The following is a 14148-nucleotide window of genomic DNA, read 5'->3' on the forward strand; positions in this document are numbered from 1 at the left end:
GTGCATAATTACATGGCATTGGACCTTGTATCCAAGAAGTGCTTTTCGGCGGTGTTCCAGAACGTGACCAGGGCCGCGGCAGTGGTCTCCGGCGCCTCGACGGCGGGGGAGTGCACCGCGCCGGGCACGACCACGCACTCGGCTCCGAGCCTGGCGGCCATCTCCGACTGGGTCTCGGGAGTCCAGCCGTCGTCGTGCTCGCCGTAGAGCACCAGCGTCGGCACGTCGACCTGGCGCAGCTCGTCGGTGCGGTCCCCCATGCTCAGCACCTGCTCGGCCATGCACACCAGCCCGGTCGGCGAGTTGCTCGTCAGGCGCCGGTGCAGGAATGCCAGGACCTCGTCGGGCACGTCGACGGCCAGCGCCTCCGGCTCGAACTTGTGATGCCACAAGTGCTCGATCCCCAGCACGGGCAGCTCTTCCATGATCTTCCTGCCGTTGATCGCCCGGAGGCCCTCGATGGCCGCGGGGCCCGAGCTCATCAGCGTGTAGGAGGCGAACCTCGTCCGCCCGTCGATCACGGCCTCGCGGGCCACCAGCCCGCCGAACGAGTGCCCCACCAGGTGCATGGGGTCGCCGCCGCCGATCACCTGGGCCAGCGCGTCGACGTCCGCGCCGAGCGCGGGGCAGGTGTAGGCCTCGGGGTCGTCGGGACCCGGGGTCTCATACTGGCCGCGGAGATCCACGGCCACCACCCGGCGGCCCGAATGGGCGAGCGTCATCAGGACCGCGATGAAGTCCTCCTTGCTGCCGGTCAGGCCGGGCACGAGGAGCGCGGGCCAGCGCTCGATCACACCACTCACCGGAAGCGCCTCCAGGGCCGCGAACGTGCCCTGTGGCGTTTCGATCTTCTGTGGTGTGACGCCAGGAGGCAGGTCGAGGAATCGCGGCGTACTCACGTGGGGCAACAATACCCAGAGGTCAGCGCATCGACACCGGCAAGGCCCTTACGCAGGTGGGACCCCGGAGGAGACGCGACGGACGCCGACCGCGAAATCCGGCCTGCGGGCGGCTCAGCGGCCTGTGGAAGGCTCCGAACGGGCGCCTGGAGTCCAGGCGTACCTCGACGGGGCGCAGGCGGCGTGGCGCCGCGTGAGGAGCACATGCGGCTGCTCGCCGGTCAGGCGGACTTGCGGGCCTTGCGCTTGGCAGGGGGCTTCTCTTCTTCCTTGGCCTTGCCCGAGGCGGCCTTCTTCGGCTTGGCCGGGGCGGCGCCTTCGCGTTCCCGCTTCGCCGCCTCCACGCTCGCCCGCAACGCCGCCATGAGATCCACGGCCGGGCCTGCCTCCTCCTCGACGGGCGGGGCGACGACCTCCTTGCCCGCCACCTTGGCCTCGATCACCGACTGCAGGGCCTCACGGTAGCTGTCGCGGTATTCGCTCGGGTCGAAGTCCGCCTCCATCGTGGTGATGAGCGACTCGGCCATCTTCAGCTCCTGGGCCCGCACCTCGATGTCCTCCTCCAGGAACTCGAAGTCGGGCCTGCGGATCTCGTCCGGCCAGAGCATGGTCTCCAGCACGAAGACGCCGTCCCTGACCCGCAGGGTGGCCAGCGACTCCCGCTGGCGCAGGGCCACCTTCACCACCGCCACCTGGCCGGAGCTCTCCAGCGCGTTGCGCAGCAGCACGTAGGACTTCGCTCCCTGCGCGTCGGGCTCCAGATAGTACGACTTGGCAAAGTAGATGGGGTCGATCTGCTCGGCGGGCGTGAACTGCAGGACGTCGATCCTGCGGGACGTGCTCAGCGGCAGGTCCTCGAAGTCCTCGTCGGTCAGCACGACAACCTCGCCCGAGGACAGCTCGTAGCCCTTGGCGATGTCGGCGTAAGGGATCTCCTCGCCGTCGATCGTGCACACGCGCTTGTAGCGGATGCGCCCGCCGTCCTCGCGATGCACCTGGTGGAAGGTCACGTCCTTCTGCTCGGTCGCCGAGTAGAGCTTGACGGGGATCGTGACCAGGCCGAAGGAGATCGCACCCTTCCAGATGCTGCGCATGGTCGTTCCTCCGCTCTCAACGGCTCGGCACTGGGCACATACCCGGCATGGGGCAACCAATGCCATACCCGATCGAACCAATGCTCGCCGTGGCTGGAGAACTACCCTCCGATCGCGAGCGGTATGGCCTCGAGGTGAAGTGGGACGGCATCCGCGCCATCATCCACCTCGACGGCGGGATGAAGGTGACCGGGCGGCACGGGGTCGAGTACACGCGCCGTTATCCGGAAATTTCGGGGTTCGGGCTCAAGAACGCGATCATCGACGGCGAGGTCGTGGCGCTCGACCGGCGCGGGCGGCCCAGCTTCGTCCGGCTGCAGCACCGCATGCACCTGACCGACCCCGAGCCGGCCATGCTGGAGCTGTACCCGGTCACGTACATGCCGTTCGACCTGCTCTACCTCGACGGGATCCCGCTCTTCGACCTGCCGTACCGGGACCGGCGGGCACTGCTCGACGAGCTGGACATCGGCGCGCCGCCCTCCTTCCCCGGCGACTCCGACCTGCTCTCCGCCACGTACGAGCAGGGCCTGGAGGGCGTGGTCGCCAAGCGGCTCGACTCGCCCTACCGGCCGGGCACGCGCTCGCCGTGGTGGATCAAGGTGAAGAACCTCAGCACCAGAGAGGTCGTGATCGGCGGCTGGAAGCCGGGCAAGGGGCGCCGGGCCGGCGGGATCGGCTCGCTGATCATGGGCGTGTTCACGAGCGAAGGGCTGATGTACGTCGGCCACGTCGGCACCGGGTTCACCGACGCCGTACTCGACGAGCTCTACCAGCTGCTGCGGCCGCTGGAGATCCCGAAGAGCCCGTTCAGCAACGAGGTCCCGTGGCGCAATCATTGGGTTAGGCCGGATCTGGTCGGGGAGGTGGCCTACACGATGTGGACCGACGATCAGCGGCTGCGGCACCCTGTGTGGCGAGGGCTTCGCCTTGACAAGATCCCCGCGGACGTGTGGAGGTGACGCCATGGCCCAGAAGGTTCCCGTCAAGGTCGAAGGGCGCGAGCTGACCCTCAGCAACCTGGACAAGGTGCTCTACCCGGACTACGGCTTCACCAAGTCCGAGATCATCGACTACTACAGCCGCATCGCCCCCGTGCTCCTCCCGCACGTCGAAGGCCGCCCCCTGACCGTCAAGCGCTACCCGAACGGCGTCACCGGCCAGTCCTTCTTCGAGAAGAACGCCCCCGAGCACACCCCCGACTGGGTCAGGCGCGTCACCCTGCCCGTCCCCGGCAGCACCAAGAACCGCGAGACGATCAACTTCGCCGTCATCGAGGACCTGCCCACGCTCGTCTACTACGCCAACCTCGCCGCGCTGGAGCTCCACGTACCCCAGTGGCGCGTCGACGACGACGGCGAGGCGCTGCCGCCCGACCTGCTCGTGTTCGACCTGGATCCGGGGCCGCCGGCGACGATCGTCGAGTGCTGCCAGGTGGCGCTCATGCTGCGTGACCTGCTCAAGGCCGAAGGTCTCTCCGCCCGGCCGAAGACCAGCGGCCGCAAGGGCATGCAGCTGTACGCGGACTGGGACTGCCGCGAGGAGCCCTCCGCGTACGCCAAGAGGCTCGCCCAGGTCCTCGCCAAGGAACACCCGCAGCAGGTCGTCAGCGTGATGACCAAAAAGGCCCGGCCGGGGAAGGTGTTCATCGACTGGAGCCAGAACAACCCGGCCAAGACCACCGTGGCGGCGTACTCGCTGCGGGCGGGGGACCAGCCGACCGTCTCCACGCCGCTGACCTGGAAGGAGGTCGAGGGATGCGAACGTCCGGAGGACCTGGTCTTCATGGCGCCGGACGTCCTCGCCAGAGTCGGCAAACGTGGCGACCTTTTCGGCCGGGCGTAGGCTGGTGCAGTCCGCACCGAAAGGGGGACCAGAAGATGTCGGAGATGGACATCCGCGGGGACGAAGGCCCTTACGACGAGGAAGAGACGGAGTTCTCGGTCGAGACGCCCGAGGCCGACGCGGCCGAGCAGGAGCGCGAGATCCGCCAGAACGCCGGCACGCTGCGCCATGAGCTGCCCATCGACGTCGACCCCGGCGACGCGACCGAGCAGGACCGCGTGGTCGACCTCGACGACGACGAATATCGGTGACCGATCCGGTTCCTGTGACGGGCCCGGGCTCCGGCGGCGGACGACCGGCGCCGTCGGCTATCCGGGTGGCGGACGTACACGTCATGGCCGTCATCAAGGTGCGGACGCCCTCGCGCACGTAGGATGGCCGCACGACCCGCTGAGAGACCAATGGAGACCCGCGTGACCGCAACCCCGGACGCCAAGCCCCGGGGCACCCGGCTGCCCCGACTCGCCCGCCGCCGGCAGCTGCTGAGCGCCGCGCAGGAAGTGTTCGTGGAAAACGGCTATCACGCGGCCGCCATGGACGAGATCGCCGACCGGGCCGGGGTCAGCAAACCGGTGCTCTACCAGCACTTCCCCGGCAAGCTGGAGCTCTACCTGGCGCTGCTAGACCTGCACGTGGACGACATGGTCAACCGTGTCAGGGAGGCGCTGGCCTCCACCCACGAAAACAAGCTGCGCGTGCAGGCCACCTTCCAGGCGTTCTTCGACTTCGTCTCCAGCCAGGGCGAGGCCTTCAGGCTCGTCTTCGAGTCGGATCTGCGCAACGTGGCGCCGGTCCGGCAGCGGGTGGAGCGGTCGCTGCAGGAGTGCGCGGAGATGGTCAGCGCTCTCATCCAAGAGGACACCGGCTGCACCAGCGACGAGGCGCACCTGCTCGGCGTGGGCCTGGTCGGCATGGCCGAGGTCAGCGCCCGCTACTGGGTGACCACACACGGCTCGATCCCGAAGGACGCGGCCGAGCAACTCCTGGCCCGGCTCGCCTGGCGCGGCATCAGCGGTTTTCCGCGTACGGCATAACCCGTTCGCTGGGCGCGATCATTTGCGTTTCCCGGGGTGTGAGCGGCCACGATGGAGGTGGGCAAGCCCCGTCGACTAGGGAGCCAGGATGGAAATCAAGATCGGCGTACGCTCCGTACACCGCGAACTCATTGTCGAGACCGACCTCACCGCCGAGCAGGTCGAGGAGGAGATCAGGAACGCGCTGTCGGTCGATCGCGGGATCTTCGCCATCACCGACGTGAAGGGCAGGCGCGTCGTCATACCGGTGTCCGCGCTCGGGTTCGTCGAGATCGGCGAGGACGAGTCCAGGCCGGTCGGCTTCGGCGGCACACTCTAAGGGCTCGGGACGGGGGTACGGGGCCCGCACCGGCGCCCCGTACCGCTCAACCCCGTGAGCGTCCCCCGAGCACGCATCCGCGAGGGGAGTGGCGATGCCGCGGCGGGTGATCCCGGCTCGCCTCGGTGGCCGGACAGTCCGCGCTGCTTCTTCGCAGGACGGCACGTGAGGTCCAGCGGTTCGGCCCACATCTGGTCAAGGAACTGCCGTAGCGGCGCGAGGCCCTCATGCCAGGCACGCTACAACCCTTCGCGCGCTCGCGCCGCCCAATGAACAGACGATCAGAGGCCCAGGGCGGCCATCCGCTTGCCGTGTTCCTCCGTCAATTTCGCGAAAAGTCGGGAAATGTCGGCCTGCCCACCGCCGGCCTCCACCAGCAGCAGCGCCAGCTCCGGCCGCGCCGCCGCCACCTGCTGGGCCTGGCTCAGCGCCTCGCCCACCAGCCGCCGCGCCCACAGCGCCAGCCGCGCCCCCGCCGTCGGATCGGCCTCGATCCCGGCCCTGACCCGTTCCACCGCAAACTGCGACCGGCCCTCGTCCACCAGCACCTCGTCCACCAGGCCGGCGATCGAGGGATCGAGGTGCCTGGCTGCCTCACGGTAGAAGTCGTGCGCGATGCCGTCCCCCACATAGGTCTTGACCAGCGCCTGCAGCCAGTTGGCCGGCCGAGTCTGCGCGTGCCAGGCCTCCAGCGCCGCCACGTACGGCGACATCGCCTTGTCGGGATCAGCGCCCAGCTCGACGAGGCGGTCCCGCAGCAGGCGGAAATGGGCGTACTCGGTGACGGCCAGCTCGCTCAAGGCCGCCCGGTCGGCCAGCGAGGGCGCCAGCGTGGCGGCGTCCTCGGTCATCCTGGCGTATGCGCTGAGCTCCGCGTAAGCTAGGACACCGAGTAGGTCGACGACTCCTGGAGACTCCTTCATGAAGGGCAGCGTACTTCGCGAAGCCCCGTGAACCTTCGGGAACATATGCGAGCTCGGCCAGCGTTGTGGTATCGAGTACACTGCTCTGAGAAAGTGCGACCGCACTGTGTTGATTCGGGGACTTCCCTCCGGATACCTCCGCTCCCCGGAGGTCTGCGGTCGCGATGACGCGAGAGGGCTGGCTCTACCGCGAGGACCCACACAACGGGGGCATTTTCCGCCCGTCGGTCCCGGCAGGCCCGCCTTCATTTGAGATTGAGGCAGGCCAAGCTGACGACTTTCCGAGACCTCGGAGTCACACCTGAGATCGCCGATGCCCTCGAGACCGAGGGCATCGTCACACCGTTCCCCATCCAAGAGATGGCGCTCCCGCTCGCGCTGAGCGGACAGGACCTGATCGGCCAGGCGCGCACGGGCACGGGCAAGACCTATGCGTTCGGCATCGCGATGCTGCAGAGCATCGGCAAGCCCCGCAAAAACCGCAAGAAGCCCCGCGGACTGGTCGTCGTGCCGACCCGCGAACTGGCTGTGCAGGTCAGTGAGGACCTGGTCACCGCCGCGGGCAAGCTCGGGTCCAGGGTCCTGACCGTCTATGGCGGCAGGGCGTACGAGCCGCAGGTCGAGGCGCTCAAGGCGGGCGTCGACGTCATCGTCGGCACCCCGGGCCGCCTGCTCGACCTGGTCAAGCAGAAGCACCTCGACCTGAGCGCGGTCAACTCGCTCGTGCTCGACGAGGCCGACCGCATGCTCGACCTGGGCTTCCTGCCCGACATCGAGCGCATCTTCAAGCTGATCCCCGCAGAGCGGCAGACGATGTTGTTCTCGGCGACCATGCCGGGCGAGATCGTCGCGCTGTCGCGCAAATACCTCAACCGGCCGACGCACGTACGCGCCGAGCACGAGAGCGGCGAGGGCGAGGCCACGCCGCTGACGCGCCAGATCGTGTGGCGCGCGCACCGCATGGACAAGATCGAGATCGTCGCGCGGCTGCTCCAGGCCGAGGGCCGCGGGCTCACCATGGTCTTCTGCGAGACCAAGCGGGCCTGCGACATGGTCGCCGAGCAGCTCGACACCCGCGGCTTCGCGGTCGCGGCCGTCCACGGCGACCTCGGCCAGGGCCAGCGCGAGCAGGCACTGCGCGCGTTCCGCAACGGCAAGATCGACGTGCTCGTGGCCACCGACGTGGCGGCCCGCGGCATCGACATCGACGACGTCACCCACGTGGTCAACTACGACTGCCCCACGGACGACAAGACCTACGTGCACCGCATCGGCCGCACCGGTCGGGCCGGCAAAACCGGCATCTCGGTCACGTTCGTGGAGTGGGAAGAGCTGACCCGCTGGAAGATGATCAACCAGATGCTCGGGCTCGACTTTGCCGAGCCTGAGGAGACCTACTCCACCTCGCCGCACATCTACACCGAACTCAACATCCCCGAAGGCACCAAGGGCGTCCTGCCGCACGCGAGCCGCTCGCGTGTCGGGCTGTCCGCGGAGCACATCGAGGATCTCGGTGAGACCGGCAGGATTCGCGGGCGTGGCGGCAGACGCCGCGAAGAGCGCGAGGAGCGGGAGCGTCCTGCCCGCACGCCGCGCCAGCGCCGCCGCACCCGCGGTGGCAGGGAGATGGCCGATCAAGTGGAGACCGCACCCGATCTGGTGGAGACCGCACCCGTCGAGACCTCGGAGGTCGAGCTCGTGGATGCCAAGGCGGAAGAGAATCCCGCGATCTTCTCAACGGATGAGATCAAGGCCGCGGCCACCGAGCCGAGGCGGACGCGTACGCGGAGGGGGGCGGCCACGTCGGCGATCGAGCAGGCGCTGACCGAGGCCCCTGAGGCGCCCGTCAAGGCCACGCGCTCGCGCAAGACCGCAGACGACGACGCCGTCGCCGTGGCGGAAACTCCGGCGAAGAGCACCCGCTCCCGCCGGACGACCGCCGAGGCGCCGGCCGAGGGCACCCGCTCCCGCAAGGTGACTACGGAGGAGGTGCCGGCCAAGGTGACCACGGAGGCGCCGGCAAAGACGACTACGGAGGCGCCGGTGAAGGTGATCACGGAGGCGCCAGCCAGGGTGATCACGGAGGCGCCGGCCGAGAGCACGCGCTCCCGCCGCCGCGCCGCCGCCGAACCCGCGGCCGAGGTGCCCGCACCCTTCGCGGAGAAGCCTGAGACTGACCTGGGCTTCCTCGCCACGCCGCCGCCCCCGGCGCGGACGGAGCCGGAGCGGATCATCCCGCCGAGCCCGTTCTCGGTGATCTTCCAGTCGCCGGACCTGGCAACGGACGACGACGACATCGCCCCGTCCGCCGCCAGCGAGCGCAAGCAACAGCGCCGCCAGCCGTCCCGCGGCAACGGCGGCAACCGCCGCCGCGCAGGCTGAGGCTGCTGAGGCCCGTCAAGAGGCGCGCATCCCACCAGGGGGTGCGCGCCTCCGCGATTTGTGGGGAGAGCAAGCCCATGCGGCGGGTTTAGCTGCCGTCCCTGTCGGAGTCGACGGAAAGGATGATGGCGCCCCAGTAGCCGTCGCCGTCTTCGACAACCGTCAGCTGCAGCCGATGATCGTAATAGAAATCACCGGTGTTGTACGTGTCCCGCCCTATGTGCTGGGCGTACGGGGCCTGGGACAGAACCTTCCAGTTGAGCGTCTCCTCGAACATCAGCTGCGTGGTCAGCAAGCGCGAGCCGCCGATGAGCACCATGGCATGGATGTGCACCGTGCGCCCCGGATACCATCCCGGCCAGATCGTCGTGAACTCCACGACGCCCTCGCCGTCCGTGACTTGTGCGCCGCGCAGGTAGCGCTTGTCGTCGGTAGGGGTCATGTCGGGCCAGGCCCTGTCTCGGGTAATCTGGCGCGACTCAACGTGCTCGATCATGGACCCCCGCTCGCCTCCCGAGTAGAGCCCGGAGGCGTCGCACTGCCAGATATCCACCACCGAGCCCGGCAGCGGCTGGCACGTTTCGCTGTCTTGCACCTTGATGGCCAGGCGCAGGCGTACACCGGGCTTGTTGTCGCGGATGTCGCTGCGGATCATGTCTGCATCGAGGTAGAAGGGCCCCTTGGACCTGGCGGGCGTGACCGTGCAGGTGCGTGCCTGGGAGAAGAGGTCGCTGTAGTCCGTGACCGCCGTGGCGCCGGCGCTGCGGGCGGTCAGGAGGCCGCCGAGCCCGAGCGAGCCGATGCCGATGTTGGTGATCAGCCGCCGTCGGCTGATCTGCAGCCCTTCATGATCTTGTCTCACTGGGATCGTTCTCCGGCAGATGAGGAGGAGCCCCCCGATGTCTCCTCCGCTCCAGCCGAACCTCTCATGAGATGTAGGGATTTCGCGGGAGGCGCGGCCCGATCAGCTGAAAAGCAGATCAAAAACCTTTGTCGGTGGCATGGGGGACTTCTTGGTGCCGGAGGTGGGCGGCCAATCCATAGAGTAGGTGCGTGGCAGAGGAGACGGCTGGCCAGCGTCTTAGGCTCGCGCTAGAGATGTTCGAGTTCGGCGAGCGCATGCAACGTGCTCGCCTGCGCCGGATGCGTCCCACGGCCACTGACAAGGAAATCGACGACGCTGTCCAGCGGTGGTTGCTCGACCGTCCCGGCGCTCCTCTAGGCGATGCTCCCGGCCGACAGTCGCGTAGGTTCTCATGAATCGCCTTGAATCCATGCTGCGTCAGGCAGCAGAGGATCTGAGTCGGCATGGTCACCCCTGGGCGCCCTTGTAGAGGGGTTCGCGATCTCTGCGCGGGCCACGCCGCGATTTACCCGTGATATCGATATCGCCGTTGCGGTTGCGGATGACGCCGGAGCGGAAGAGCTGGTACGTCGCCTGCTGGGGGAGGGTTACACCTTCTTCGCCTCAATCGAGCACGACAACGGGCGATTGGCCACGGTTCGACTCAAACATACTGCTGATGGCGTGGATGTCCTGGTCGATGTTCTCTTCGCCAGTTCAGGGATCGAGCCGGAGATAGCCGAGGCCGCCGAGTTCCTGGAGGTTGTGCCGGACTTGATCCTTCCCGTTGCGACAACAGGACATCTCGTCGCGCTCAAGCTGTTGGCCCGTGATGACCAATCTCGTCCGCAAGACCTCGCAGATCTTCGGGCTCTCATGGAAACGGCGACGCCCGAAGACCTCGACATAGCGCGTAAAGCCGTCAGCTTGATCACCAACCGGGGATACAACCGTGATCGCGACCTGCTTATGTCACTGGACGATCTCCTAACAGATCTCTGATAAGGCGCCGACCGGAGACACTACACCGCCGAAGCGAGCTGATGCCGATGTTAGTGATCAGCCGCCGCCGGCTGACCTGGAGCCCTTCATGATCGTGTCTCACTGGGATCGTTCTCCGGCAGATGAGGAGGAGCCCCCGATGTCTCCTCCGCTCCCGTCGAACCGCTCATGAGGTGTAGGGATTTCGCGGGAGGCACGACGCGATCAGCTGAAAAGCAGATCGAGAGCCGTCTCGATGATAGGGAACTGGAGCGTGACGTGCGGCGGCATGGGGCGAGCCCTCGTGGACACCGCCTACGAGGGCTCGCTTTCCCGTGTGCTGCTCAGAGCGTGGCGACGTTCAGCAGCGGCTCCTGCGCACCGTCAGGGTCGTCCGCCGGCCATGTCCAGTTCAGCGTGCCCGCGTTCTGCAGGGCCGACTTCACCTGGGCAGGCGAGGCGGCCGGGTTCGTGACCTTGTAGAGTGCGGCGCCGCCTGCCACGTGAGGGCTGGCCATCGAGGTCCCGGAGATAGTGGTGTACCTGCCCACTCTCCAGGTGGACAGGATGCATGTGCCGGGGGCGATGAGGTCGATATCGGCGCCGAAGTTGGAGAAGTTGGCAATCGTGTCGTCGACGTCGGCCCGGCAGGTGCGCCTGCCGCTGCCGCCGGGGAAGCCGTTGAAGTCCGCGAGCGCGCTGACGGTGATGACCTCGTCGTACGCGGCCGGAATGTGATTCGCGGCGTCGTCGCGCGCGTTGCCCGCGGCGACCACGTACGTGACCCCAGCCGCGACAGAGGAGCAGATCGCCTGGTGCATGGCGTCTCCGTTGACCGTGCCACAGGCGCCGTCGTCGGTCCCGAAGCCGCCGAGGCTCATGTTCGCGATCTCTATCTGGTCGGCGTTCGCGGTTACGTAATCGATGCCGCAGATGATCTGGGAAAAGAAGCCGAAGCCCCTGTTGTTGAGCACCCTGACGGGCCAGATCCGGGCGCCGGGCGCCACCCCGATGACGCCCTGGAGGTTGTCCCTGGCGGCGACCGTGCCGGCGACGTGAGTGCCGTGGCCGTTGCCGTCGTCAGCGCTGGTGCCGTCGGAGCAGTTCCTCGCGCCCGCGACGTAGACGTTCAGGTCGGGGTGGTCCAAGTCGACGCCCGTGTCCAGGACCGCCACGTCGACGTTCATCGGCTCGTCCACGCCGTTGACCCGCGCGGTCGGGCTGGTCTCAGCGTCGACCCGGTTGATCCCGGTGGGGAATGTCTGGATGCTGATCTTCGCCACGCCGTCCGGTTGCACCCACCGCACGCGATCGTCGGCTGCCACTGCCGCCGCTTGTGACCTGGTCATCCGCGCGGCATAACCCGTGAGGGCATGGCTGAATACATGCCCGACGGATGCGGCATGCGCTTGGGCATGGGCGCTGGCGACGGTCTGCGCGTTCTGGTCGTCATCCAGTACGACGATGTAATTGCCGACCGGATCGGATCTCGTGTCGGCGGATACGGCAGGGATGTTCGCGAGAACGGGACAGATGGCGAACAGAACAGCCAGGAGCGCTTTACGCACGGTGGTTTCCTCCGCTCTGAAGTGGATCGTCGCCATGCCGGGCGTCAGAACGTGTTTCTCCAGGTCATGGCGCTGTTGTTCTAACAGAGGAGGGCCGTCCCGCCGTGCAGGCGCGCCCATGGTGGACTTCTGAGACGATGGTTTTGGCCGTTTATAGAACGGCGAGGTGCAATCAGGGCTGCTTGTCAGCCGCGTCCCGTAGCTAATCGTTGATCTAAGGCACGCGAAGGTCTGAAAGCGCAGCCAGGGGGTCGAAGCGCAGCGGTCCCCGCCGATCTGCAACCTTTTCCGCCTTATGAGCGCCGCGCCCGACCTCATCGCGTATGCTCCGCAATCTCCTTTCCTAATCCCGCGGTAGCAGTGCCCACACGACTCGTTCCCCAGCCTGCGTGCGGTCGGTGCCCCAGCAGCCGCAGGTCAGCGCGTCCACGATCCACAGGCCCCGGCCCCGCGACTCATCCGGCCCCGGCATGCGCGGCAGCGGGACGCATGTCGACAGGCCAGGATCCACCACAGTCAACCGCCAGTAGCGCCGTTCCCCTTCGTCCGTCGGCCGGAGCGTCATCCGCACCCAAGCGCCAGCACCGTGGACCAGCGCGTTGGTCACGAGCTCGGATGCGATGAGCTGAAGGTCGGCCAGCGCCGGGTGATCGCCCACCCATTTCCGAAGCTCTCGACGGGCCAGCCCGGGAAGTAGGGCACCGTCGCCGATCTCGCCGGTAAGCCATTCTTTGATGCCTGCGTATGGCTGATCTATTACGTCTACCTGCATGGTCACCTCGGAGGCGTACATTTTCCACTGGATCTGTGTGACTACAGGCCCAAGCATGACCCTTCACCTGGGCAATGTCGCCGGAAAGGCCCATCCAAAATCTTCACAACATGTGATTCACTTGTGCGTACGGACGTAGGGCAATGCCGGAAGGTGCGATATGGAGGAAGACAGGAATAGCATCGGCAAATCCGCCAGCGAGGAATATCGGCGACGAATGCGCAAATATCGGACGGCGACCGGTCTAACCCATGCACGCTTGGCGCCGCTGATTCCCTGCAGTGAAAGCCTGGTGGGCGCCGTGGAGCGCGGCACCAGGCCACCCACGGAGCCTTTCACCCGAGGGCTAGAAAAGGTGCTCGGGTTGGATGGGGAGCTGCTTGAGCTGCTGCCGGCAATACGGGACGTCAGCCCCAAGTGGTTCCGCAGATGGCCAGCTATTGAGGCGGCAGCGAAGAGCATTCGCATCTACCAGCTCGCGCTGGTCCCTGGCCTTCTCCAGACGCCCGCCTACGCTCGTGCTGTCTTCGAAGGAGAACCGGGAGCCATCCCCGGCGAGGTAGAGAAGGCCGTCAATGCTCGGCTCCAACGTCAGGCCATCCTGTCTCGGGCCAACCCGCCGAGCATCTCCGTGATCCTTGATGAGAGCGTCCTCCTCCGCCAGATCGGCGGACCGGAGGTGATGAAGGAACAGGTCAACTATCTGCTAGACATGATGACCCGCCCATACGTTACCGTGCGGGTTGTCCCCCTTTCGTCGTGCAGCACTGCGGGCCTGATCGGCCCGTTCGTACTGGCATCCGATGACGGCGCCAACGCGGCGTTCTTGGAGAACGCCGAGACTGGAGAGGTCATCCAGCACGCGGAGATGATCCACAAGCTGAATCAGAGATGGGAACTACTCTCCGGCCTGGCCCAGCCGACCTACGAAACCGTGAAGATCACTATGAGGGTGATGGAGTCACTATGACCGAGGAAGAGCTGGCCACTGCTGCCTGGCGGAAGGCTAAGGCCAGCGGAGGTACCGGCGGCGACTGTGTGGAGGTTGCCCCTCTCGGTGGAGGGCGGGTAGGGGTGAGGCACAGTCGTCACCCGGAAGGACCTGCCCTGATATTCACCAAATCCGAGTGGGACGCCTTCAAGGACGGCATGTCCAAGGGAGAGTTCGACTTCTAGTCAGCCCACGAGGGGTCTGCCGATGGGTAGGCCCCTTCGTGCGTCCATGATCCCTACGAGGTACGTATGGTCGCCCTCGCGACCATGTCGTAGACACCCAGCACCAACAAGCCAACTTCTAATTCGGAAATCAGGCAAGCACGAGAGACATGGCAGCAACGTGGCCGCGTCTTTGCGGCAGGGGTGTACGTCTGCGGTGCTACGAGATCCTGGCAGCGGTCCCGACCGCCGCGCACGTCATCATCTCCGAGATCGGCCTGGAGATGAGCCACTTCCCACCGCCAGGCACCTAGCCCCCTGGGCCCGCTTCG

General features: G+C 66.8%; 16 protein-coding genes. 10 read left to right on the forward strand and 6 right to left on the reverse strand.

Annotated features, from left to right (window positions below; all coding sequences use genetic code 11):
- Positions 1–8 precede the first annotated feature (8 nt).
- Positions 9–899 carry an alpha/beta fold hydrolase gene (locus ACTWQA_RS20745; RefSeq protein WP_443160806.1) on the reverse strand — a complete coding sequence of 297 codons (891 nt, stop codon included), beginning with the start codon at positions 897–899 and terminating at the stop codon, positions 9–11.
- Between the two features lie 221 nt (positions 900–1120).
- On the reverse strand, positions 1121–1993 hold the full coding sequence (gene ku, locus ACTWQA_RS20750) for a non-homologous end joining protein Ku (protein WP_327588901.1): 873 nt from the start codon (positions 1991–1993) through the stop codon (positions 1121–1123).
- An 80-nt stretch (positions 1994–2073) separates the two neighbouring features.
- Between ku and ligD (ACTWQA_RS20755) the strand changes: the two genes are divergently transcribed.
- From ligD (ACTWQA_RS20755) to ACTWQA_RS20775, 5 genes are all read left to right on the forward strand, one after another.
- The gene (gene ligD / locus ACTWQA_RS20755) at positions 2074–2955 is read left to right on the forward strand and encodes a non-homologous end-joining DNA ligase (protein ID WP_443160807.1); all 882 of its coding nucleotides are present in this window, start codon (positions 2074–2076) and stop codon (positions 2953–2955) included.
- A 4-nt stretch (positions 2956–2959) separates the two neighbouring features.
- A complete protein-coding gene (gene ligD / locus ACTWQA_RS20760; protein ID WP_443160808.1) occupies positions 2960–3838 on the forward strand; it encodes a non-homologous end-joining DNA ligase in 879 nt (292 codons plus the stop codon).
- A 35-nt stretch (positions 3839–3873) separates the two neighbouring features.
- Positions 3874–4089 carry a hypothetical protein gene (locus ACTWQA_RS20765; RefSeq protein ID WP_443160809.1) on the forward strand — a complete coding sequence of 72 codons (216 nt, stop codon included), beginning with the start codon at positions 3874–3876 and terminating at the stop codon, positions 4087–4089.
- Positions 4090–4251: 162 nt separating this feature from the next.
- Positions 4252–4872 (forward strand): TetR/AcrR family transcriptional regulator, encoded by a 621-nt coding sequence (locus ACTWQA_RS20770; RefSeq protein WP_164903935.1) that lies wholly within the window; start codon positions 4252–4254, stop codon positions 4870–4872.
- Positions 4873–4960: 88 nt separating this feature from the next.
- The gene (locus ACTWQA_RS20775) at positions 4961–5191 is read left to right on the forward strand and encodes a DUF3107 domain-containing protein (protein ID WP_305924028.1); all 231 of its coding nucleotides are present in this window, start codon (positions 4961–4963) and stop codon (positions 5189–5191) included.
- Positions 5192–5472: 281 nt separating this feature from the next.
- Here ACTWQA_RS20775 and ACTWQA_RS20780 read toward each other — a convergent pair whose 3' ends face one another.
- A complete protein-coding gene (locus ACTWQA_RS20780; RefSeq protein ID WP_443160810.1) occupies positions 5473–6114 on the reverse strand; it encodes a ferritin-like fold-containing protein in 642 nt (213 codons plus the stop codon).
- 360 nt (positions 6115–6474) lie between these two features.
- On the opposite strand from ACTWQA_RS20780, the gene ACTWQA_RS20785 reads away from it, so the two are divergent.
- Positions 6475–8496 carry a DEAD/DEAH box helicase gene (locus ACTWQA_RS20785; RefSeq protein WP_443160811.1) on the forward strand — a complete coding sequence of 674 codons (2022 nt, stop codon included), beginning with the start codon at positions 6475–6477 and terminating at the stop codon, positions 8494–8496.
- An 88-nt stretch (positions 8497–8584) separates the two neighbouring features.
- Here the strand turns inward: ACTWQA_RS20785 and ACTWQA_RS20790 are convergent, their stop codons facing one another.
- The gene (locus ACTWQA_RS20790) at positions 8585–9358 is read right to left on the reverse strand and encodes a dioxygenase family protein (RefSeq protein WP_443160812.1); all 774 of its coding nucleotides are present in this window, start codon (positions 9356–9358) and stop codon (positions 8585–8587) included.
- Positions 9359–9549: 191 nt separating this feature from the next.
- Here ACTWQA_RS20790 and ACTWQA_RS20795 point away from each other — a divergent pair, with 191 nt between their 5' ends.
- Positions 9550–9756: a hypothetical protein gene (locus ACTWQA_RS20795; RefSeq protein ID WP_443160813.1), complete on the forward strand. Its 207-nt coding sequence runs from the start codon at positions 9550–9552 to the stop codon at positions 9754–9756.
- 85 nt (positions 9757–9841) lie between these two features.
- Entirely contained in the window at positions 9842–10342 is a 501-nt protein-coding gene (locus ACTWQA_RS20800; protein WP_443160837.1) for a nucleotidyl transferase AbiEii/AbiGii toxin family protein, read from the forward strand.
- Positions 10343–10665: 323 nt separating this feature from the next.
- On the opposite strand, the gene ACTWQA_RS20805 is transcribed toward ACTWQA_RS20800, so the two are convergent.
- Positions 10666–11925, reverse strand: a complete 1260-nt coding sequence (locus ACTWQA_RS20805; protein ID WP_443160838.1) for a S8 family peptidase — start codon at positions 11923–11925, stop codon at positions 10666–10668.
- A gap of 307 nt (positions 11926–12232) precedes the next feature.
- Complete coding sequence (locus tag ACTWQA_RS20810) at positions 12233–12718, reverse strand: ATP-binding protein (RefSeq protein ID WP_443160814.1); 486 nt, start codon at positions 12716–12718, stop codon at positions 12233–12235.
- Between the two features lie 103 nt (positions 12719–12821).
- Between ACTWQA_RS20810 and ACTWQA_RS20815 the strand changes: the two genes are divergently transcribed.
- Positions 12822–13631 (forward strand): helix-turn-helix domain-containing protein, encoded by an 810-nt coding sequence (locus ACTWQA_RS20815; RefSeq protein WP_443160815.1) that lies wholly within the window; start codon positions 12822–12824, stop codon positions 13629–13631.
- Positions 13628–13837 (forward strand): DUF397 domain-containing protein, encoded by a 210-nt coding sequence (locus ACTWQA_RS20820; RefSeq protein WP_305925488.1) that lies wholly within the window; start codon positions 13628–13630, stop codon positions 13835–13837. The genes ACTWQA_RS20815 and ACTWQA_RS20820 overlap by 4 nt, the downstream gene beginning before the upstream one ends.
- Positions 13838–14148: the final 311 nt, after the last annotated feature.

This window comes from Nonomuraea sp. 10N515B (assembly GCF_052245915.1).
Classification (GTDB): domain Bacteria; phylum Actinomycetota; class Actinomycetes; order Streptosporangiales; family Streptosporangiaceae; genus Nonomuraea.